Consider the following 18,994-nt stretch of genomic DNA (forward strand, 5'->3'; position numbering starts at 1 on the left):
GGGCATGGCGACCGACGTAGCCGCGACCGTCTGCGACTGGGAGGACGACCTCCGCCGCGCGGGCCGGGCCGCTCCCGCCGAGCTCTCGATGATGTTCCGCGTGGGCGCGCCGGCGCTGGCCCTGGCCTTCACGGCCGGGGCGGTGCCGGCCGCCGCGCTCGCCCCCCGGCCGCAGATCCCGGTGATCGTGCTGGTCCTGGTCTCGGCGGCGCCGTGGTGCCGCTGGCTGGTCAAGGGGGACGACGGGCCGACGTGGTGGTTCGCGGCGGCGGTGCTGGCGCCGCTGGGGGCCGCCGCGCTGATCGGGCCGGGCAGCCCGGTCGCGTCGCTGCTGATGCTGGCGGTCGGGCTGCTGCTGGTGGCGCTGAACGTCGGGTTCGCGCCGTTCCCCCTGGCCGCCGCGGTCACCGGGGCGACCTACCTGACGACGCTCCTCGTCGTGGTCGTCCTCGAACCGGTCGTCGTGGTGGCCGCCCACCTCGGGTTCGCCCTCACATTGGCCGCCGCCTACGCCGTGCGGGTCTGCCACGACTCCAGCCGCCTGGTCGCCCAGGCCCTGGAGGCGCTGGCCCTCCAGCGGGCCGCCGACCAGCGGCGGATCATGGCGCAGGACGTCCACGACGTCGTCGGGCACACCCTCGCCGTCACCATGCTCCACATCACCGCCGCCCGGATGGCGGTCAGACGCGACCACGCCGCCGACGCCCTCGAAGCGCTCGAAGAGGCCGAGCGGCACGGCCGGGCGAGCCTGGCCGACCTGCGGCGGCTGGTGAAGGTGCTGCGGTCGGGGGAGGAGACGCCGGGCGGGCCGCAGCCGGGGCTCGCCGACGTCGAGGCCCTGGTCGACAGCTTCCGGGGCGCCGTCGATCTCACCTTCTCCCTCGACGGGCCGGCGGTCGTCGATCCGGGGGCGGAGCTGGCGGCGTACCGGATCATTCAGGAAGCCCTGGCCAACGCGGTCCGGCACGGAACCGGGACGGCCCGGGTGTCGCTGACCCTGGCCGGTGGCGAACTGGTCGTGGAGGTCGGCAACCCCGTGGGGAGCGTGCGGGACGACGGGCCGGGGAGCGGGCTCGCGGGCATGCGCGAACGCGCCTCGGCCGCCGGGGGCGAGTGCGCCGCCGGGATGCGCGACGGGGAGTGGCTCGTGTCGGCGAGGATCCCGGCATGATCTCCGTGCTGCTGGTCGACGACCAGCCCCTGGTACGCGCCGGCCTGCGCCGCATCCTCGAACCCGAGGGGACCTTCACGATCGCGGGCGAGTGCGACGACGGCGACCAGGTCGCCGACGCGGTCGCCCGCTGGAAGCCCGACGTGGTCGTGATGGACGTCAGGATGCGCCGGGTCGACGGCGCGGAGGCGACCCGGCGGCTGGCCGGGGCCGCGCCGGTCCTCATCCTCACGACCTTCGACGACGACGGCACCGTGGCCGCCGCCCTGGGCGCGGGCGCGGCCGGGTTCATCCTCAAGGACGCGCCGGGCGAGGACATCGTCCGGGCCGTCACGATGGTCGCCGAGGGCGGGTCGTGGCTGGACCCCCAGGTGGCCGGGCCGGTGCTGACCGCCTTCCGGCGGGTGGCTCTCAAGGACCAGAAGGGCCGTTCGGCGGCGGAGCGGCTGACCCAGCGCGAACGCGACGTCCTGGCCCGGATCGCCCGGGGCGCCACCAACGCCGAGACGGCGGCGGCCCTGCACATCTCCGAGGCGACGGTGAAGACCCACCTGGGCAACATCCTCACGAAGCTCGACCTCAGGGACCGCCCGGCCGTCATCGTGTACGCCCACGACCACGGCCTGGCCTGATCACCACCAGATCGTCGCGAGCCAGACCTCGACCGCCGCGAGCACGATCAGCGTGACGTTCAGCCCGGTCTCCCGGACCTCGCCCCGCGACAGGTGCAGCCCAGTGGCCAGGACCTGGAGCACCGTGAACCCGATCGCGGCGGCGAGCGCCAGGCCGGGCAGGATCCCGGTGAGCGGCGGCAGCACGAGCCCGGCCGCCCCGAGGACCTCCATCACGCCGATCGCCCGGACCATCGGCATCGGGACGGTGTCGACCCAGCCCATCATGGGCGCGAGCCGTTCCTTGCTCTGGACGACCTTCTTGCCCCCCGCGTAGAGGTAGAACAGGCCCAGCAGTCCGGCGACGATCCAGTAGGCGATGGTCACGGCGTTCCTCCCTTGGCAGCGCCAGGCCATGATGGAGGAGCGCCGGACGCCGTACAAAAGGAACATCGGTGTGCGCAAGTAACCGGGAGTGGCCGTGTCACAGCACGAGAAGACCTGTCTGATCAGGGGAGACGCCGGTCGGACGGTCCGCGCCATCCTCGACCGCATCGGCGGCAGGTGGACCCTGCTGATCGTCGCCACCCTCCACGGGAGGCGGCTGCGCTTCGGCGAGCTGCGGCAGCACATCCCCGGCATCTCGCAGCGGATGCTGTCGCTGAGCCTGCGCCACCTCGAACGCGACGGGCTCGTCACCCGCACGGCCCACGCCGAGGTGCCGCCCCGGGTGGAGTACGAGCTCACGCCGATGGGCCAGAGCCTGATCGTCCCGGCGGTCACCCTGGCCGAGTGGGCGGCCGAGCACAACCCCGGCATCGAACGCAGCCAGACAGCCTACGACTCCCGGTCAGACCGGTAGCCGGACCGTCGCCCGCAGGCCAGGGCCCGCGTCGTCGAGGACGATCGTGCCGCCGTGGGCCTCGACGACCTCACGGGCGATGGCCAGGCCCAGGCCCGTCCCGCCGTCGTCGCGGGCCCGCGCGCTGTCCAGGCGGGTGAAGCGGTCGAAGACCCGTTCCCGGTCCTCCTCGGGGATCCCCGGCCCGTCGTCGGTCACGGTGATCACCGCCTGCGGGCCGGCCTTCCAGAGGCCCACGGCGACCTTGTCGTGGGCGTGCCGGACCGCGTTGTCGATCAGGTTGACCAGCACCCGGCCCAGGTCCATCTCCGCCCCGATCACGACCACCGCCTCGGCGGGGATGTCGGCGTCCAGGCCGTAGCGGGAGGCGGTCCGGGTCACCAGCCGGCCCAGCTCGACCGGTTCGTGGCGCAGCGCCCGGCCCTCGTCGAGGCGCGCCAGCGCCAGCAGGTCCTCGGCCAGCTTCGACAGGCGCAGCGTGTCCTCCAGCACGCCCTCGGCCGTCTCGCGCCAGTCCTGGCCGTCGGGGTGGCTGAGCGCCACTTCGAGCTGGAGGCGCATGCTCGCCAGGGGGCTGCGCAGCTCGTGGGCGGCGTCGCTGACCAGGGCGCGCTGGCGGGCCCCGGCCTCGTCCAGGCGGGCCAGCATGTCGTTCAGCGTCATCGCCAGGGAGTGGACCTCGTCGTCGGCCTCGGGCACCGGCAGCCGCCGCGACGCCGACGAGCCGGTGATCTCGGTCGCGCCGCGCCGCAGCGCGCCGATGGGGCTCAGGGTCTGCCCGATGATCATCCACGACGCCCCGGCGAGCAGCACCAGCAGCAGCGGGGTGCCCAGCAGCAGCACGTGGCCGGTCGCCTTCAGGGACCGTTCGACCTCGCTGAAGGAGCGGGCCGCCAGCACCGTCACGCCGTTGTCCGCGCTCATCACGGTGACCCGCAGCACGGCGGGGATCCCGTAGGGCCGCCCGTCGAGGAACTGGGGCTTCCCTGACTCGACCGCGCTCCTCCTCGGCGCGGCGGGCAGCAGCGGGACCGTGCGATCGGTGGACGGCGTCGCCGAGGTGATCCGCCCGTTCCTGTCGATGACCTGCACGATCGTCGCCTTCGTCGGCACGATCTCCCCGTCGAGCCGCCCGGCGTCGGACAGCGCCACGATCTCCCGGGCCCGCGAGGTCACCTCGTCGTCGATCGTGGTGATCAGCGACCGGCCCAGGACGTTCACGAACACCCACGCCGCCGCGCCCAGCCCGACGGCGAGCGCGGCGGTGGCCATCAGGGTCAACCGGACCCGCAGGCTGCGCCGCCGCCACCACCGGAACGGGTTAACCGCCATCGCTGGCCAGCCGGTATCCCGCGCCCCGGACCGTCTGCACGGCCCCCCGGCCGAAGGGCGCGTCGATCTTGCGGCGCAGGTAGCCCACGTAGACCTCGACCACGTTGGGGTCGGTGTCGTAGGTGTCCCAGACGTGTTCCAGGATCTCGGCCTTGGAGACCACCTCGTCCGGATGGCGCAGCAGGAACTCCAGCAGCGCGAACTCGCGGGGGGTCAGGTCGACCGTCTTCTCGCCGCGCCGCACCAGCCGCCGCGCCGGGTCGAGGGTCAGGTCGCCGGCCCGCAGCACCGAGGGCCGCCGTCCGCCGCCGCGCCGCAGCAGCGCCCGGAGCCGGGCGACCAGGACGACGTAGGAGAACGGCTTGGTGAGGTAGTCGTCGGCCCCCAGGTCGAGGCCGTCGGCCATGTCGTACTCGCCGTCCTTGGCCGACAGCATCAGGACCGGCACCCAGTTCTCCGCCTCCCGCAGGCGCTTGCAAACGTTGTAGCCCGACAGGCGGGGCAGCATGATGTCGAGCACGACGATGTCGTACTCCCCGGTCGAGGCCAGGTGGAGGCCCTCTTCGCCGTCGTGGGCCAGGTCCACGGCGAAACCCTCGGCGCGCAGGCCCCGCTGCAGGGCCGCCGCCATCCTTCGTTCGTCCTCCACCACCAGAACGCGCATTTCCCCATTTTGCGGGTTGTGGGCTGTGACGTGGCTGAGAGGAGTCTCAGCAGGTCTCAGCCTCGCCTCAGGGCCGGTTGCGCATGGTGGGTGCACGTCCATCAGATTGGAGTGCATGAGATGTCCACGAGAGCACGCGCCGTGAGGTGGGGGGTCCCGGCCGCCGCGATCCTGGCCGTGGCGGGCGCCATCGGGGCGGGCCCCGTCATCGCGGCGGTCCAGGGGGACCCGCAGCTGCCGGAGCTGACCGCCGACCAGCTGCTCACCGAGGTCGCCACCCGGTGGGGCGGGGCGGGCGCCGCGCCGCCGATGTCCGGCACGATCGTCGAGACCGCCTCCCTCGGCATCCCCGGCCTCCCGGCCGTGCCGGGCGGCACCAGCCCGCTGGCGCTGCTGTCGGGGTCCCACGAGCTCAAGGTCTGGTACGGCTCCGCCGACCAGTTCCGCCTGGCGATCCCCGGGACCATGAGTGAGCAGAACCTGATCCACAACAAGGGCGAGACCTGGTGGTGGGACAGCGCCGCCAACACCGCCACGAAGATCAAACTCCCGGCCGAGGCGACGGCCCCCGCCCCCGCGCCCCTCCCGACCGCCGTGACCCCGCCCGACGCGGCCCGCATGGCCCTGGCCATGGCCGAGTCCGACACGGCCGTCAGCGTGGGCAACGACGCCACGGTGGCCGGGCGGGCGGCGTACGAGCTGGTCCTGGCGCCGAAGGCGGCGGAGTCGCTGGTCCGGGACGTGCGGCTGGCCGTCGACGGCGAGACGCTGGTGCCGCTGCGGGTCCAGATCTACGCCAAGGGCGCCGCCGAACCGGCCTTCGAGGTCGGCTTCGACTCCATCACCTTCGCCAGGCCCGCGCCGGAGAACTTCACCTTCACCCCGCCCGCCGGGGCGACCGTCACGGAAGGCGACCTGCCCGCGCTCACCCGGCAGCGCCCCCAGATGCCCGCCGGCGGCGACCCCGCCGTCACGGGCAAGGGCTGGACCTCGGTCGTCACGCTGCCCTTCGACGCGGCCAAGCTCAAGGACAACCCGATCCTGGCCGGGGCCAAGCAGGTCGAGGGCGGCAGGGTGATCACCACCAAGCTGGTCTCCGCCCTCATCACCGACGACGGCCGCCTCCTGGTCGGCGCGGTCACCCCCGAGACCCTGGAGAAGGCCGCCGGATGAACGCTCCCGCGATAGCCACGCGGGGCCTGACGAAACGCTTCCCGGGAGGTCAGGTCGCCGTCGACGGCGTCGACCTGGCCGTCCCCGGCGGTTCCGTGTACGGCTTCCTCGGCCCCAACGGATCAGGCAAGACCACCACGATCCGCATGCTGCTCGGCCTGGTCACCCCGACCGAGGGCACGAGCACCCTGTTCGGCGGCCCCGCCCGCGCCGCCCTGACGAGGGTGGGCGCACTGGTCGAGGGCCCGGCCTTCTACCCCTGGCTGACCGGCGCCGCCAACCTCCACCGGCTCGACGCCGCCAACCCGGTCGCCGACCCGTCCTCGGCGAAGCGGCGCGTGGCGGAGTCGCTCGACCGGGTGGGCCTCACGGCGGCGGCCGGCAAACGCTACAAGGCCTACTCACTGGGCATGCGCCAGCGCCTGGCCATCGCCGGCACCCTGCTGAGCCGCCGCGACCTGCTGATCCTCGATGAGCCGACCAACGGCCTCGACCCCCAGGGCACCCGCGAGGTCCGCGGCCTGATCAAGGACGTCGCCGCCGGCGGCACGACCGTGTTCGTGTCCTCCCATTTGCTGGCCGAGGTCGAGCAGATGTGCACCCACATCGGCGTGATGCGCACCGGCCGCCTGGTCGCCCAGGGCTCTCTGGGGGAGCTGAGGTCGGGTTCGTCCCCCCGCGTCGAGGTGGAGACCTCTGACGTGACGGCCGCAGCGTCGGCGCTGACCGGCCTCGGGCTGGAGAACGTGGCCTCCGCGCCGGGCCGCGTCGGCGCGGAGATCGGCACGCTGGCCCCCGAACACGTCAGCGACCTGCTGTTCAAGGCGGGGGTGTCGATCCGCGGCTTCCAGGTGATCAGGCCCAGCCTGGAGGACGTCTTCGTCGGCCTGACGGGGGAGGGCTTCGATGTCGACTCATGAACAGACGTTCGCCACGCCACCGAACGTGGAGGACAGCCCGCCGACCGGTCCACGTGGCAGGCCGGCCACCGAAGCGGGGTCAGAAAGGGTCTCGGGCGAAAGGGCCCTGGTCCCGGCAGGAAGCTCGGTAAGGGGTACCGGGGCGTCGGAGGGCGAGACGGGCCCGGGGGAGGTGGTTCCGGTTCCGACCGGAGACCTCGCGATGTCCGATGCGGGGGTGCCGGGCCACGAAACGGTGTCCGGCGAAATGCCGGCCGGGGGGCCGGGAAGCGGCATGGCGAGGTCCGGTGCGGGGGCCCGGGCGGCGGCGTGGGGGGCGACGCTTCGGCTGCTGCGGTCCGAGCTGGGGCTGATCTTCCGGAGGCCGCGTACCGTGGCGATGCTCACGGTCGTGGCGGTGGTGCCGGTGCTCTGTGGGGTCGCCATCCGGCTCGTGGGGGGTGACGGTGAGGCGATCATGGCGCAGGTGGCCGGGAACGGGCTGGCGCTCGGCTATGTCGCGTTCTCGGTCATGGTGCCGCTGATCCTGCCGCTGGTCGTCGCGGTCGTGGCGGGGGACGCCCTCGCGGGGGAGGCCGGGCTCGGGACGCTGCGCTACCTGCTCACCGCGCCGGCCGGGCGCACCCGGCTGCTGGGGGTGAAGTTCACCGGGATGGCCCTCTTCGCGCTGGCCACCTCGCTCGTCGTCGTGGTCTCCGCGCTGGTCACCGGGCTGCTGCTGTTCCCGGTCGGGCCGGTGACCCTGCTCTCCGGGACGACCGTGCCGCTGCTCGACGGGCTGCTCAGGATCGGCCTGATCGCGCTCTACGTCACGCTCGGCATGGTCGCGCTCGGCACGCTCGCCCTGGCGGTGTCGGCGTTCACCGACACCGCCATCGGGGCGATCGTCGCGTCGATCGTGGTGATCCTGGTCAGCCAGGTCCTGGCGCTCGTGCCGCAGCTCGACGCCGTCTCGCCCTTCCTGCTGCCCACGTGGTTCCAGCGGTTCGACGGGGCGCTCCGCGAACCGCTGGCCACGGGGGACATGGGTCAGGGGGTGCTGGCCTTCGCCGCGTACATCGCGATCTTCGGGTCGATCGCGTGGGCGCGGTTCACCTCCAAGGACGTCACCGCTTAGGCGGCAGGCTTGCGGCGCAGGGCCGCGATGGCGACGCCCACCCCGGCGAGGCCGACGACGACGCCGATCCCGCCGATGAGGCGGGCGGTGCCGTCGGCGCCGCCGGAGGCGTCGTCGTGGGCGGCGGCCACGGGGGAGGCGGCCACGGCCGGGGCGGTCGCCGGGGCGGAGGCGGCCGGGCTGGCGGCGGCGTGGTGGTCGTCACCCTCGGCCGGGGTCAGCTTCAGGGTGGGGACGGGGTGTTCGGCCTCGCCGCCGTCGGTCTTCGGCTCGTCCTTCCACTCGACGACCTCGCCGCTGCTGTAGGTCTGCTTGGTCGGGAAGTAGAGGTGGTCGGTCGTGGTGGGCAGGCCGCCGAGGGAGACCTCGAACTCCTGGAACTCGCCCGGCTTCACCTCGCCGCCCGACCAGGTGATCTTGGTGACGGCCTCGGTGATCTCGCCGTACTGGGACTGGACCGGGGTGGGCAGCTTGCCCTCGGTGACCTCGGCCTTCCAGCCGGGGACGGGCTTGACCGAGACGAACGGCAGCGGGGCGTCGACCGGGAAGGTGACCTCGATCTTGGTGGTCGAGGCGTCGTCGCGCTCGTTGGGGACGCGGAAGGCGACCTTGCTGAAGCTGCCCTGCGCCACGGAACCGGGCTGGATGGTGACGTGGGCCAGGGCGGGGAGGGCGAAGCCGAGCGTGAGGGCGGTCGCGGTCGCGGTGATCGTGAGGGCGCGGCGGATGATGGACATGACGAAGACTCCACTGGTCTCGCGGAAGGGAAGAGGGGACGGGTCTACAGCCCGGCCAGTGGAGGGCCTCGCCTGATGACGGCGTGCCGGAGGGGGCGTACAGAGGAGAAGGGGACGGCGGTCGCGCGGACCCGCACCTGACGCGGCAGCGCCGGAACCCGCGGCGCGGCGAGCACCCGCCAGGCGCCCACACCGAGCCGCCGCAGCACCGCCCACAGGGCGGCCTCGCCCCGGGCGAGCCACCAGGCGGCCACCAGCGAGGCGGTCAGGTGGGCCAGGATCATCCCGACCGACACCCCGAGCCCGCCGTGCCCGTGGTCGGGATCGATCAGCACCCGCGCGGTCTGCCCTTCGGTGAAGAGCTCGTGCAGCAGGGCCTGCATCCCGACCAGCAGCCCGGCGATCACGCCATGAGACCGCTCCCGGCCCGCCAGCGCGCAGGCCCCGGCGAACACCCCGGCCATCCCGAGACCGAGCGCGCCGAGCGCGGGCCCGTCACCCCCGCCGGCCTGGTGGCCGACAGCGGCGAGCGCGACACAGACGGCGGCGAAGGCGGCGGACCGGGCCAGCCGCAACCCGGGCCCGGCGGAGCGGCTCCGGCCGCGATCGTTCGTGATCGGGGGCCGGCCGACTCGTGGGCGATGGCCACGATCGTCCGCATGCGTCACCGGCGTGACGGCGGTGATCGGATGGCTCTTCGGCATGGCGGCCACATCTTCTCACGCTTTCACGCGGTGTCACCCTCACGCCCGAATCGATCCCGTCAGGAGCAGTGCGATATTTCGGTTTTTGTCGCTAATGTGGCCGCGCGAACCAAGAACGTTTTCGAGGTGGGTGACATGCGGCACTTCTTCGGGCTGCTGGTCGGGATCGTCGTCGCCGCCGCGCTGCTGTTCGGCGGGGGGTGGGCCTCGCGGGAGTCGCTGCGGGGATCCGTCAGCGACGTCGACCCCATCCGGGACAACCGCATGCTGATCGCGCTGGGGATCATGGCCGTCGTCGGTCTCCTCCTCGGGCTGGTGATCGCCGGCCGGATCTCGCCGCTCGCCACGTTCGTGCCGTCGATGGTGCTGCTGGCCTGGACGGTCGTGTACGCCATCGACGTCTCCCGCGCCACCAGCCTGGCCCCCACCGGCGCCTCCCTCCAGAAGGAGATCGCCGAGGCCGGCCAGGGGATGCTCGCGCTGCTGTCCTCCGGGGTCTACGGCCTGGTGGGGATCGCCCTGTTCGTGCCGGTGCTCATGCCGTCACGGTGGGCGGGTCCGCATCGGGAGTACGACGAGGAGTACGAGGAGCAGCCGGAGTACTACTGAGGTAGAGGTGGGCCACCACGTCCTCGATCGACTCCTGGCCGGGGACCAGCGCCCGCAGCTCCGCCACGCTCCCGTCGAAGGCCAGCCGGCCGTGGTCGATCAGCAGCACCCTCCGGCAGAGCCGTTCGATGTCGCCCAGGTCGTGGGTGGTCAGCAGCACCGTCGTGCCGCGTTCGGCGTTCAGCCGGGCCAGGAACGACCGGACCTCCGCCTTGGCCACCACATCGAGCCCGATCGTCGGCTCGTCGAGGACCAGCACCTCGGGGTCGTGCAGCAGCGCGGCGGTGATGTCGCCGCGCATCCGCTGGCCCAGGCTGAGCTGCCGGACCGGCGTCCGCAGGAACGGGGCCAGCTCCAGCACCTCGGTCAGTTCGGCGAGCCGCTGCCGGAACCGGTTCCGATCTACTTTGTAAAGGAGCCGGACCAGTTCAAAGCTGTCCCGCAGCGGCAGGTCCCACCAGAGCGTCGTCCGCTGGCCGAAGACCACCCCGATCCGCCGCGCCAGCGCCTTGCGCTGCCTCGTCGGGTCGAGCCCGGCGACCAGGGCCCGGCCGTGGGTGGGCGTGAGGATGCCCGTGAGCATCTTGATCGTGGTCGACTTCCCGGCGCCGTTGGGGCCCAGGCAGCCGACGAACTCCCCGGCCCCGACCCGGAAGGATAGGTCGCGGACGGCCGGGACGAGCGTGCCGCGCACCTTGAAGTCGCGGCCCAGCGAGATGGTCTCGATCATCAGCTTCCCGTCGATCGGTAGCGGCGGATGCCCGCCCGCCAGGCCAGCGCGGCGCAGCCCGCCAGCAGCAGGGCGGCCAGGGGCGCGGCGAAGCGGAACCAGGCCGGCAGGCCGAGGGGGTCGGGCCGGTCCAGGACGTACAGGGCGGGCTGCCAGTTGACGAAGGCCAGCGGGACGATGAAGGTCACCGCGCGGACGAGCTGATCGCCGTAGACCGACAGGGGATACTGCGTCAGCGTGACCCCGCCGTAGGTGAAGGCGTTGGCGATCTCGGGGGCGTCGACCAGGAGGAACTGGAGCGCGGCCCCGAGCGTGAACACCGCCGTGAAGATCACCACGCCGGTGAGGATCATCAGCGGCACCATCCACGCCCGCGACCACGGCACGACCGGCAGCGCCAGGCTGAGCACGATCACCGCCTGGGCCAGCCGGCCGATCCGGTGGGCGCCGAAGCCGTCGGCGGCCATCTGGACGAACGGGGAGACCGGCCGGATCAGCATGGTGTCGAAGGTCCCGGCCTTGATGTGCTGGCTGAGGCGTTCGATGTTGCCGAAAAGCGTGTCGGCGACGGCGAAGGCGACGCCGCCGGTGCCGTACAGGAACATGACCTCGCGGAGCGAGAAGCCGCCCAGGGTGGTGACGTGGAGGAAGACGATGCCGATGGCGACGGCGTCGAGGGCGTTGATCGCGAACGAGCTGACGATCGAGACGGCGAACGAGGTCCGGTATTGGGCGGAGGCGCGGGCCCACGTCCAGGCCAGCAGCAGGTAGCTACCCACCCTGCACCACCACCTTGCGGCGGGCCGCGACGGTGAGGAGCGCGCCGAGGCCCATCAGGGCCACCGCCCAGAGAAGCTGGAACCCCAGCGCCTGGAGAGGTGGTTCGGCGCCGAGCCACACGTCGGCCGGGACCTGGACCATCGCCGCGAACGGCAGCGCCTCGGCGACCGTGCGCAGCCAGCCGGGGAACAGCCCGAGGGGGAGCACCATCCCGCTGAAGAACATGGTCAGCAGGGCCGACAGGGTGTGGATCCCCCGGTCGTCGGTGGTCCAGCAGGACGTGAGCGTGACGAGGTAGCGCCAGCCGAAGCTGACCACGACGCCCAGCGCGAAGGACAGCGGGAACCAGGGGGAGACCGGCGCGACCATCGTGAACAGGGCCGCTCCGATGATCGTGGGCGGCAGGCTGCGCGCCAGGGTCAGGTAGGCGGCCCGGCCGAGGTCCTCGGCGAGGCTCCAGGCCAGCAGGGGAGCCGGTCTGACCAGGTCGAACGCGATGTCGCCCGACCGGATGCGGTCACCGAACGACAGGCCCCGGCCGAACACCTGCATGGGGCCGATGAAGGCCTGGGTGAGGAAGCAGAAGGTCACGGCCTCCGCGAGGGTGTATCCGGCGAGGCCGGGGCGGGCCTCCCAGAGGGCGATCAGGACGTATGCCCGCAAAACGCCGAAGACGGTGTTGGTGAAGGCTCCGGCGAGCGCGGCGGCGAGATAGGTGCTGTGCCGGCGGAAGCCGTATTGGAATAGGCGCAGGTAGAGGACGAAGGCGGCCACCTCCCGCCCTGGATCGTAACCCTGGAATTCACCCCTGCCGATCTACGTAACCCCTGTGTAACATCCTGGGTTACCTAACTAGGCATAAGGGAACGAAACGGACAAGGAGGTTCCGCATGAACGCTGAGATCGATGGAGACGTTCGCCCGGAATACCCTTTGAGCTGGCAGGCCATCGCGGCGAACGGGCTGATGATGGGCACGATGAAGCCCATCTCCGCCGTGCTTCTCCGCACGACCACGAGCATGGTCCTGACCAACCGGTTGATCCAGCTGAGCGGACGCCTGCCCAGCATGGTCCCGGCCACCGTTTCGATCGAACAGGAGTCCTTCGGCGCCTGCTCGGGCGAGTGGGTCCGGGGATCCGGGCACCCCGACTCTGACCTGAGCGAGCTCGACGAGGACAAGGTGGTGCTCTACCTCCACGGGGGCGGCTACTTCTTCTGCTCCCCGGTCACCCACCGGCCGATCACCTGGCGTCTGTCGGCCGTGACCGGGCGGCCCGTGCTGGCGCTCGACTACCGGCAGGGGCCCCAGCACAAGCTGGCCGAGTCGCTCGCCGACGCCATGGACGCCTACCGGGCGCTGCTCGACCGGGGATACCCGCCGGAGGGGATCATCTTGGCGGGTGACTCAGCCGGCGGACATCTCACGCTGGCCACGCTGCTCTCCCTGCGGGACAACGGGCTGCCGCTTCCGGCGGCGGCCATTGTTCTGTCTCCGTGGGCCGATCTGAGCGACGAGCGCAAGAAGGCCAACCGCTGGGCCGACCCGATGCTGTCGGCCGGCCGGGTGGAGTGGCTGTCGCGGCGCTGGACCGAGGGCCTGGACAACCGCGACCCGCTGGTGTCGCCGGTCTTCGGCGACTACACGGGCCTGCCGCCGCTGATGATCGTCACCAGCACGACCGAGGTGCTCCGCGAGGAGGCCCACCGGGTCGCCGAACGGGCCCGTGCCGACGGAGTGCCCGTACGGTATGAAGAGTGGCGGAAGATGCCCCACGTCTTCGCCATCCTGGCCGACATCGTCCCGGAGGCCCGGGAGGTCTTCCCGCACATGGGGACCTTCGTCGAGGCGGTCGAGGCGGCGGCCAAGGAACGCAGCGGCGACACCGCCGCCGCGTGACGGTGGTGACTGTTGATACCGCTGTGACCTGCGGATAGTTACCCCCGGGTCCCATTGAGCTAACCCGTTATGCCGCTTCTGTTCAGTTGGAGGCGCGGACCGTTCCATCCGGCCACAGTGTCCTGTGCGTACTTCTTTGATCGGAGAGGTAACTTCCGGATGGCACGAGGCGGAACGGGCCCCCAGAACGGCATGCCCCCCGGCGTGCGGCCGCTGACGGTGGGAGACCCGGTCATCATTGGCCGATATCTGCTGCTCGGCCGTCTCGGCACCGGCGGCATGGGCGTGGTCTATCTCGCGGAGCCGCCCGAGGGCGGCCTGGTGGCGTTGAAGACCCCCCACCCGATGCACCTCTCCGACGCGACCTTACGCGCCCGGTTCACCGAGGAGATCGAGTTCTCCCGCCGCGTGGTCCCCTTCTGCACCGCCGCCGTGATCGAGGACGGCAGCGACCACGACCGCCCCTACCTGGTCACCGAGTACATCGCCGGGCCCGGCCTCGCGCAGGTCGTGTCCGCGCGCGGCCCCCTGACCCCCGATCTGGCCTACGGCGTCGCCCTCGGCACGGCCGCCGCGCTGGTGGCCACCCACGACGCCGGGCTCGTCCACCGCGATCTGAAGCCGGGGAACGTGCTGCTCTCCCCGAGCGGCCCGTTCGTGATCGACTTCGGCATCGCCCGCGACCTCGACACGCTGGTCGCGCACACCCAGGCGGGGCAGATCATGGGCAGCCCCGGCTGGGTCGCGCCCGAGCGGCTGACCGGCGGCCCGGCGATCCCCGCCTCCGACGTGTTCGCCTGGGGCTGCCTGGTGGCCTTCGCCTCGACCGGCTACCACCCGTTCGGCGCGGGCGAGGCCGAGGTCGTGATGCGCCGCATCCTGCTGGAGGAGCCCCGGATCGCGGCCGTCCCCAAACTGCTCTGGGACACCGTCAACGCCGCCCTGCGCAAGGAGCCCGCCGAACGCCCCGACGCCGCCGAGCTGCTCTCGGCGCTGCTGGCCGCCGGAGGGGTCGGCCTCCCGCCGGACGCGCGGGTCGCGGTCGCGGAGGTCATGGACGAGATCTGGCAGCCGGTGCCCTATCCGAAGGGCCGGGTCAAGGAGGTCTCCAAGGCCGTCGCGGTCGCCGAGACCGGCGCGAGGGGCCGCCGCCGCCGGTCCGGCTCGGCCACCCAGCACGCCGGATACGCCGCCCTGGCCACGGTCACCATCGCGGCCTTCACGGTCGTGGCGGCCACCAGCTCCCCGGCCGGGGGAGTCCAGACCGCCGAGCCGCCGCCGGCGGTGCCGATGGTCGTGCTGCCCAACGAGGAGGGCGCCTCCCCGGAGGTGCTCGGCACGTCCCGGCCGCCGATCGAGGGCGAGGTCCCGCCGGGCGGCGAGACCAGCCCGGAGGTCACGGTGACCACGACCCGGACGATCACCCCGTCGTGGCCGGTCGGCGAGGACCCGTGGGGCACGTCCTTCCCCTCGCCCCCGCCGGGCGGGGGCTGGACCCAGGGCCCGCCGGACAACCCGGGCCCGACGACCACGCCGACCCGGACCCAGCGGCCGCCGACCCAGCGCCCGACTCCGACCGGCGGCATCACGACGGAACCGCAGTGGGGCGACGAGGAGTCCCCGCAGCCGTCGGAGAGCCCCTCGCCGTCCCCGTCGCCGAGCCCGTCGCCGAGCCCGTCCCCCTCGCCGTCCGGCGCGTGATCGCGGGGTCCTAGTGGAACTGGTCCTCCTCTGTCGAGCCGCGCAGGGCGGTGGTCGAGGAGTCGGGTGAGATGGCCGTGCTGACCAGGTCGAAGTAGCCGGTGCCGACCTCGCGCTGGTGCTTGGTGGCGGTGTAGCCGCGCTTCTCGGCGGCGAACTCGGCCTCCTGGAGGCCCACGTAGGCGGTCATGCCCTCTTCGGCGTAGCCCTTGGCCAGGTCGAACATGCCGTAGTTCAGCGAGTGGAAGCCGGCCAGGGTGATGAACTGGAACTTGTAGCCCATGTGGCCGAGCTCGCGCTGGAACTTGGCGATCGTGGAGTCGTCCAGATGCTTGCGCCAGTTGAACGACGGCGAGCAGTTGTAGGCCAGCATCTGGTCGGGGTAGCGGTCCTTGATCGCCTCGGCGAAGCGGCGGGCGACGTCCAGGTCCGGCGTGGCCGTCTCCATCCAGAGCAGGTCGCTGTACGGCGCGTAGGCCAGCCCCCGCGCGATGCAGGGCTCGACGCCGTTGCGCACATGGTAGAAGCCCTCGGCGGACCGTTCCCCGGTGGTGTAGGCGCGGTCGCGCTCGTCGACGTCGCTGGTCAGCAGGGTCGCGGCCTGGGCGTCGGTCCGCGCGATGACCAGAGTGGAGACGCCGCAGACGTCGGCCGCCAGGCGCGCCGCGTTGAGCGTCTTGACGTGCTGCGAGGTCGGGATGAGGACCTTCCCGCCGAGGTGGCCGCACTTCTTCTCGGAGGCGAGCTGGTCCTCCCAGTGGACGCCCGCCGCGCCGGCCGCGATCATGCCCTTCATCAGCTCGAAGGCGTTGAGCACGCCGCCGAACCCGGCCTCGGCGTCGGCCACGATGGGCGCCAGCCAGTGGGGCGCGTCCTCGACGCCCTCGGCCCAGGTGATCTGGTCGGCGCGCAGCAGCGCGTTGTTGATCCGCCGGACCACGGCCGGCACCGAGTTGGCCGGGTAGAGGCTCTGGTCGGGGTAGGTGTGCCCGCCGAGGTTGGCGTCGGCGGCGACCTGCCAGCCGGACAGGTAGATGGCGTTGAGACCGGCCCTGACCTGCTGGACCGCCTGGTTGCCCGTCAGGGCGCCGAGGGCGTTGACGTAGTCCTCGGTGTGCAGGAGGTCCCAGAGGCGCTTGGCGCCGAGGCGGGCGAGGGTGTACTGCTCCTGGACGGATCCGCGCAGCCGCACGACGTCGTCCGGGGTGTAGGTGCGGTCGATGCTGGACCACCGAGGATTGGTGTCCCAGTCATGGCGCAGCTCGGCGGCGGCTGACCTGAGGCGTTCCGACATCATCTTCCCGTCACTCCCTTGTTGCGTTGGGTCGTCACCTGGGGGTGCTTGTTTCGAGTTTGTGTTGATGTCAAGAGACACGACAAGCCGATATGTCTAGAAATATGGCCAATTCTTCGCGGGAGCGGAATCTGGTGCCCAGATTGACGTGAGAAGAAACATCGAATTTTCTGTTTGGACTAGACCAATCGATGTGAGCTGAGTCACTGGCCCTGGAAGATGTCCCGAAATTTCGCATACGCTGACAAGATGCCCTCCGTACTCAGCGAAGAACCGCTGTCTTTGACGCAGGAGATCGACCTGCTCGCGTTCGGGCAGCGCCTCAAGCACCTCCGCCGTCAGCGCGGGCTGACCCTCTCCGACCTCGGCGAACGGGTCGGCCGGGCGCCCAGCCAGCTCTCCCTGCTGGAGAACGGCAAGCGGGAACCCAAACTGTCGTTGCTGAAGTCACTCGCCGCGGCGCTGGGCGTCCCGGTCGAGGAACTGCTCCGCCGGCAGGCCCCCAACCGCCGCGCCCAGCTGGAGATCGCCCTGGAGGAGGCCCAGCGCGACCCCATCTACACCTCGCTCGGCCTGGCCAAGCTGAAGGTCTCCGCACGCGTCCCCAACGACGTGCTCGAACACATCCTCGGGCTGTACGACGAACTCAAGGCCCGCCAGGCCAAGGGCACCGCCACCCCGGAGGAGGCCCGCGCCGCCAACGCCGAGCTGCGCCGCAAGCAGCGCGAGGCCGGGAACTACTTCGAGGACATCGAGCGCGCCGCCGCCGAGGCCCTGCTGGCGGTCGGCTACCGCTCCGGCGCCCTGTCGCAGAGCACCATCCAGGCCTTGGTCGCCTACTACGGCTTCACCGTCCACTCCGCCCCCGACCTGCCCCGGTCGGCCCGCTCGGTGACCGACCTGCGCAACCACCGCATCTACCTCAAGCACGAGCAGCTCGGCATGCACACCCCGCGCACCGTCCTGCTCCAGACCATCGGCCACATCGCGCTGGGCCACCACAAGCCGCGCGACTTCGCCGACTTCCTCCGCCAGCGCGTGGAGGCCAACTACTTCGCCGCGGCCGTCCTGGTCCCCGAGGCCGCCGCCGCCCCCTTCCTCCAGGAGGCCAAGCGCGACCGCGCCCTGTCGGTCGAGGACCTGCGGGACGTCTTCGCCGTCTCCTACGAGATGGCCGCCCACCGCTTCACCAACCTGGCCACCCACCACCTCGACCTGGTCTGCCACTTCGTCCGCAACGACGCCGGGGGGATCATCTACAAGGCGTACGAGAACGACGGGATCATCTTCCCGGCCGACGAGCAGGGCGCGATCGAGGGCCAGCGGCTGTGCCAGCAGTGGTCGGGCCGCCAGGTGTTCCGCTCGCCCGACCGCTACTCGGTCTACCACCAGTACAGCGACGGGCCCACCGGCACCCACTTCTGTGTCGCCCACGTCGACCCCTCCCACGAGAAGGACTTCGCGATCACCCTGGGCGTGCCGTTCCGCGAGTCGCGCTGGTTCCGGGGCCGCGAGACCACCCGGCGGACCAAGTCGAACTGCCCCAACGGCGACTGCTGCCGGCGTCCCCCGGCCGAGCTGGTGCAGCGCTGGGAGGGGTTCGCCTTCCCCTCGGCCCGCGCGAACTCCCACGTCCTGGCCGCGCTCCCGCCCGGTTCGTTCCCCGGTGTCGACGAGGTCGACGTGTACGCGTTCCTGGAACGCCACGCCGCCGATTAGAACGGTCACGCCACCCCATAAGGTGTGTCCGTGACGTTCAGGGGGGAGGGCGGGCGTGCTGCCTGAGGTGCTGGCGTGGTCGGGCAGCCGATCGTCGTCGGCGTCCGACTGGCCCCTGTCCACGGTGCTCGCCGCCAAGGGGGCCACGACGATCAGCGTCGTCCTCCCGGCCAGGAACGAGCGCGAGACGGTCGGCGAGATCGTCGCGGCGATCCGGCGCGACCTGCCCGGCCTGGTCGACGAGCTCGTGGTGATCGACTCCCGCTCGACCGACGACACGGCCGCCGTGGCGTCGCGGGCGGGCGCGCGGGTGATCGCCCAGGACGAGATCCTGCCCGACCTGAAGCCGCTCGACGGCAAGGGCGAGGCCCTCTGGAAGTCGCTCGCGGTCACCACCGGTGACCTGCTGGTCTTCATCGACTCCGACCTGCGCGAGTTCGAGACCTCCTTCGTGACCGGCCTGCTGGGGCCCCTGCTGGCCGACCCGACGGTGGCGTACGTGAAGGGCTGCTACGACCGCCCGTTCGGCGCCGAGCAGACCGGCGGCGGCCGGGTGACCGAGCTGGTCGCCCGCCCCCTCATCAACCTCCACTGGCCCGAGCTGGCCGGCTTCGTCCAGCCGCTGTCGGGGGAGTACGCCGGCCGCCGGACCGCCCTCGAACGGGTCCCGTTCGTGACCGGCTACGGCGTGGAGCTGGGCCTGCTCATCGACCTGCTGGACCTGTGCGGCCTCGACGCGCTCGCCCAGGTCGACCTCGGCCGCCGGGTCCACTCCCACCAGTCGACCGAGGCCCTCGGCGGGATGGCCGCGCAGATCATGCAGACCGCCTGGTCCCGCCTGACCGGGGTGCCGCTGGGGCGCAGCCAGCTGCGGCTGACCCAGTTCCGGCGCTCGGCCTCGGGGCACGAACCGGTCGAACACGATGTCTCCGTGGCCCAGCGACCTCCGATGGCGAGCGTTCTATCCTGAGC

The 18,994-nt window shown here is 71.9% G+C and carries 20 protein-coding genes; 11 read left to right on the top strand and 9 right to left on the bottom strand.

Annotation, left to right across the window (positions count from 1 at the left end):
- The first annotated feature begins 4 nt into the window (after positions 1-4).
- Positions 5-1,171 (top strand): sensor histidine kinase, encoded by a 1,167-nt coding sequence (locus AW270_RS00175; protein ID WP_061288832.1) that lies wholly within the window; start codon positions 5-7, stop codon positions 1,169-1,171.
- Entirely contained in the window at positions 1,168-1,803 is a 636-nt protein-coding gene (locus AW270_RS00180; protein ID WP_061288835.1) for a response regulator transcription factor, read from the top strand. Before AW270_RS00175 ends, AW270_RS00180 begins: the two co-directional genes overlap by 4 nt.
- On the opposite strand, the gene AW270_RS00185 is transcribed toward AW270_RS00180, so the two are convergent.
- Positions 1,804-2,169 carry a DoxX family protein gene (locus AW270_RS00185; RefSeq protein WP_061288838.1) on the bottom strand — a complete coding sequence of 122 codons (366 nt, stop codon included), beginning with the start codon at positions 2,167-2,169 and terminating at the stop codon, positions 1,804-1,806. It lies immediately after the preceding gene.
- Between the two features lie 94 nt (positions 2,170-2,263).
- Between AW270_RS00185 and AW270_RS00190 the strand changes: the two genes are divergently transcribed.
- The gene (locus tag AW270_RS00190) at positions 2,264-2,644 is read left to right on the top strand and encodes a winged helix-turn-helix transcriptional regulator (protein ID WP_061290046.1); all 381 of its coding nucleotides are present in this window, start codon (positions 2,264-2,266) and stop codon (positions 2,642-2,644) included.
- Here the strand turns inward: AW270_RS00190 and AW270_RS00195 are convergent.
- Entirely contained in the window at positions 2,633-3,976 is a 1,344-nt protein-coding gene (locus tag AW270_RS00195; protein WP_061288841.1) for a sensor histidine kinase, read from the bottom strand. The genes AW270_RS00190 and AW270_RS00195 overlap by 12 nt on opposite strands.
- Positions 3,966-4,640, bottom strand: a complete 675-nt coding sequence (locus tag AW270_RS00200) for a response regulator transcription factor (RefSeq protein WP_061288844.1) — start codon at positions 4,638-4,640, stop codon at positions 3,966-3,968. The genes AW270_RS00195 and AW270_RS00200 overlap by 11 nt, the downstream gene beginning before the upstream one ends.
- 120 nt (positions 4,641-4,760) lie before the next feature.
- Here AW270_RS00200 and AW270_RS00205 point away from each other — a divergent pair, with 120 nt between their 5' ends.
- The 3 genes from AW270_RS00205 to AW270_RS00215 all read left to right on the top strand — a co-directional run bounded on the left by AW270_RS00205 (position 4,761) and on the right by AW270_RS00215 (position 7,850).
- Complete coding sequence (locus AW270_RS00205) at positions 4,761-5,813, top strand: LolA family protein (RefSeq protein ID WP_063819037.1); 1,053 nt, start codon at positions 4,761-4,763, stop codon at positions 5,811-5,813.
- Positions 5,810-6,733 (top strand): ABC transporter ATP-binding protein, encoded by a 924-nt coding sequence (locus AW270_RS00210; RefSeq protein WP_061288850.1) that lies wholly within the window; start codon positions 5,810-5,812, stop codon positions 6,731-6,733. Before AW270_RS00205 ends, AW270_RS00210 begins: the two co-directional genes overlap by 4 nt.
- A 274-nt stretch (positions 6,734-7,007) precedes the next feature.
- Entirely contained in the window at positions 7,008-7,850 is an 843-nt protein-coding gene (locus AW270_RS00215) for an ABC transporter permease (protein ID WP_063819038.1), read from the top strand.
- Here AW270_RS00215 and AW270_RS00220 read toward each other — a convergent pair.
- Positions 7,847-8,587 carry a YcnI family copper-binding membrane protein gene (locus tag AW270_RS00220; protein WP_061288855.1) on the bottom strand — a complete coding sequence of 247 codons (741 nt, stop codon included), beginning with the start codon at positions 8,585-8,587 and terminating at the stop codon, positions 7,847-7,849. The genes AW270_RS00215 and AW270_RS00220 overlap by 4 nt on opposite strands.
- 44 nt (positions 8,588-8,631) lie before the next feature.
- A complete protein-coding gene (locus tag AW270_RS00225; RefSeq protein ID WP_245674501.1) occupies positions 8,632-9,291 on the bottom strand; it encodes an MFS transporter in 660 nt (219 codons plus the stop codon).
- Positions 9,292-9,426: 135 nt separating this feature from the next.
- Between AW270_RS00225 and AW270_RS00230 the strand changes: the two genes are divergently transcribed.
- Positions 9,427-9,900 (top strand): hypothetical protein, encoded by a 474-nt coding sequence (locus tag AW270_RS00230; protein WP_061290049.1) that lies wholly within the window; start codon positions 9,427-9,429, stop codon positions 9,898-9,900.
- Here the strand turns inward: AW270_RS00230 and AW270_RS00235 are convergent.
- Genes AW270_RS00235 through AW270_RS00245 form a run of 3 tightly spaced genes read right to left on the bottom strand, consistent with a single transcriptional unit; the run spans position 9,827 to position 12,184 of the window.
- Entirely contained in the window at positions 9,827-10,630 is an 804-nt protein-coding gene (locus AW270_RS00235) for an ABC transporter ATP-binding protein (RefSeq protein WP_061288861.1), read from the bottom strand. The genes AW270_RS00230 and AW270_RS00235 overlap by 74 nt on opposite strands.
- Complete coding sequence (locus AW270_RS00240; protein WP_061288864.1) at positions 10,630-11,409, bottom strand: ABC transporter permease; 780 nt, start codon at positions 11,407-11,409, stop codon at positions 10,630-10,632. The genes AW270_RS00235 and AW270_RS00240 overlap by 1 nt, the downstream gene beginning before the upstream one ends.
- On the bottom strand, positions 11,402-12,184 hold the full coding sequence (locus tag AW270_RS00245; protein ID WP_245674502.1) for an ABC transporter permease: 783 nt from the start codon (positions 12,182-12,184) through the stop codon (positions 11,402-11,404). The genes AW270_RS00240 and AW270_RS00245 overlap by 8 nt, the downstream gene beginning before the upstream one ends.
- Before the next feature lie 116 nt (positions 12,185-12,300).
- On the opposite strand from AW270_RS00245, the gene AW270_RS00250 reads away from it, so the two are divergent.
- Entirely contained in the window at positions 12,301-13,308 is a 1,008-nt protein-coding gene (locus AW270_RS00250) for an alpha/beta hydrolase (protein ID WP_061288868.1), read from the top strand.
- A 159-nt stretch (positions 13,309-13,467) separates the two neighbouring features.
- Positions 13,468-15,009: a serine/threonine-protein kinase gene (locus AW270_RS00255; protein ID WP_169807229.1), complete on the top strand. Its 1,542-nt coding sequence runs from the start codon at positions 13,468-13,470 to the stop codon at positions 15,007-15,009.
- A 10-nt stretch (positions 15,010-15,019) separates the two neighbouring features.
- Here the strand turns inward: AW270_RS00255 and aceA are convergent, their stop codons facing one another.
- A complete protein-coding gene (gene aceA, locus AW270_RS00260) occupies positions 15,020-16,303 on the bottom strand; it encodes an isocitrate lyase (protein WP_082801223.1) in 1,284 nt (427 codons plus the stop codon).
- Positions 16,304-16,552: 249 nt separating this feature from the next.
- Here aceA and AW270_RS00265 point away from each other — a divergent pair, with 249 nt between their 5' ends.
- The gene (locus AW270_RS00265) at positions 16,553-18,022 is read left to right on the top strand and encodes a helix-turn-helix domain-containing protein (protein WP_061288876.1); all 1,470 of its coding nucleotides are present in this window, start codon (positions 16,553-16,555) and stop codon (positions 18,020-18,022) included.
- A gap of 55 nt (positions 18,023-18,077) precedes the next feature.
- On the top strand, positions 18,078-18,992 hold the full coding sequence (locus AW270_RS00270) for a glucosyl-3-phosphoglycerate synthase (RefSeq protein ID WP_061288879.1): 915 nt from the start codon (positions 18,078-18,080) through the stop codon (positions 18,990-18,992).
- The last annotated feature ends 2 nt before the right edge of the window (positions 18,993-18,994 follow it).

Source organism: Herbidospora cretacea (genome assembly GCF_001570605.1).
In the GTDB taxonomy this organism is placed as follows: Bacteria; Actinomycetota; Actinomycetes; order Streptosporangiales; family Streptosporangiaceae; genus Herbidospora; species Herbidospora cretacea.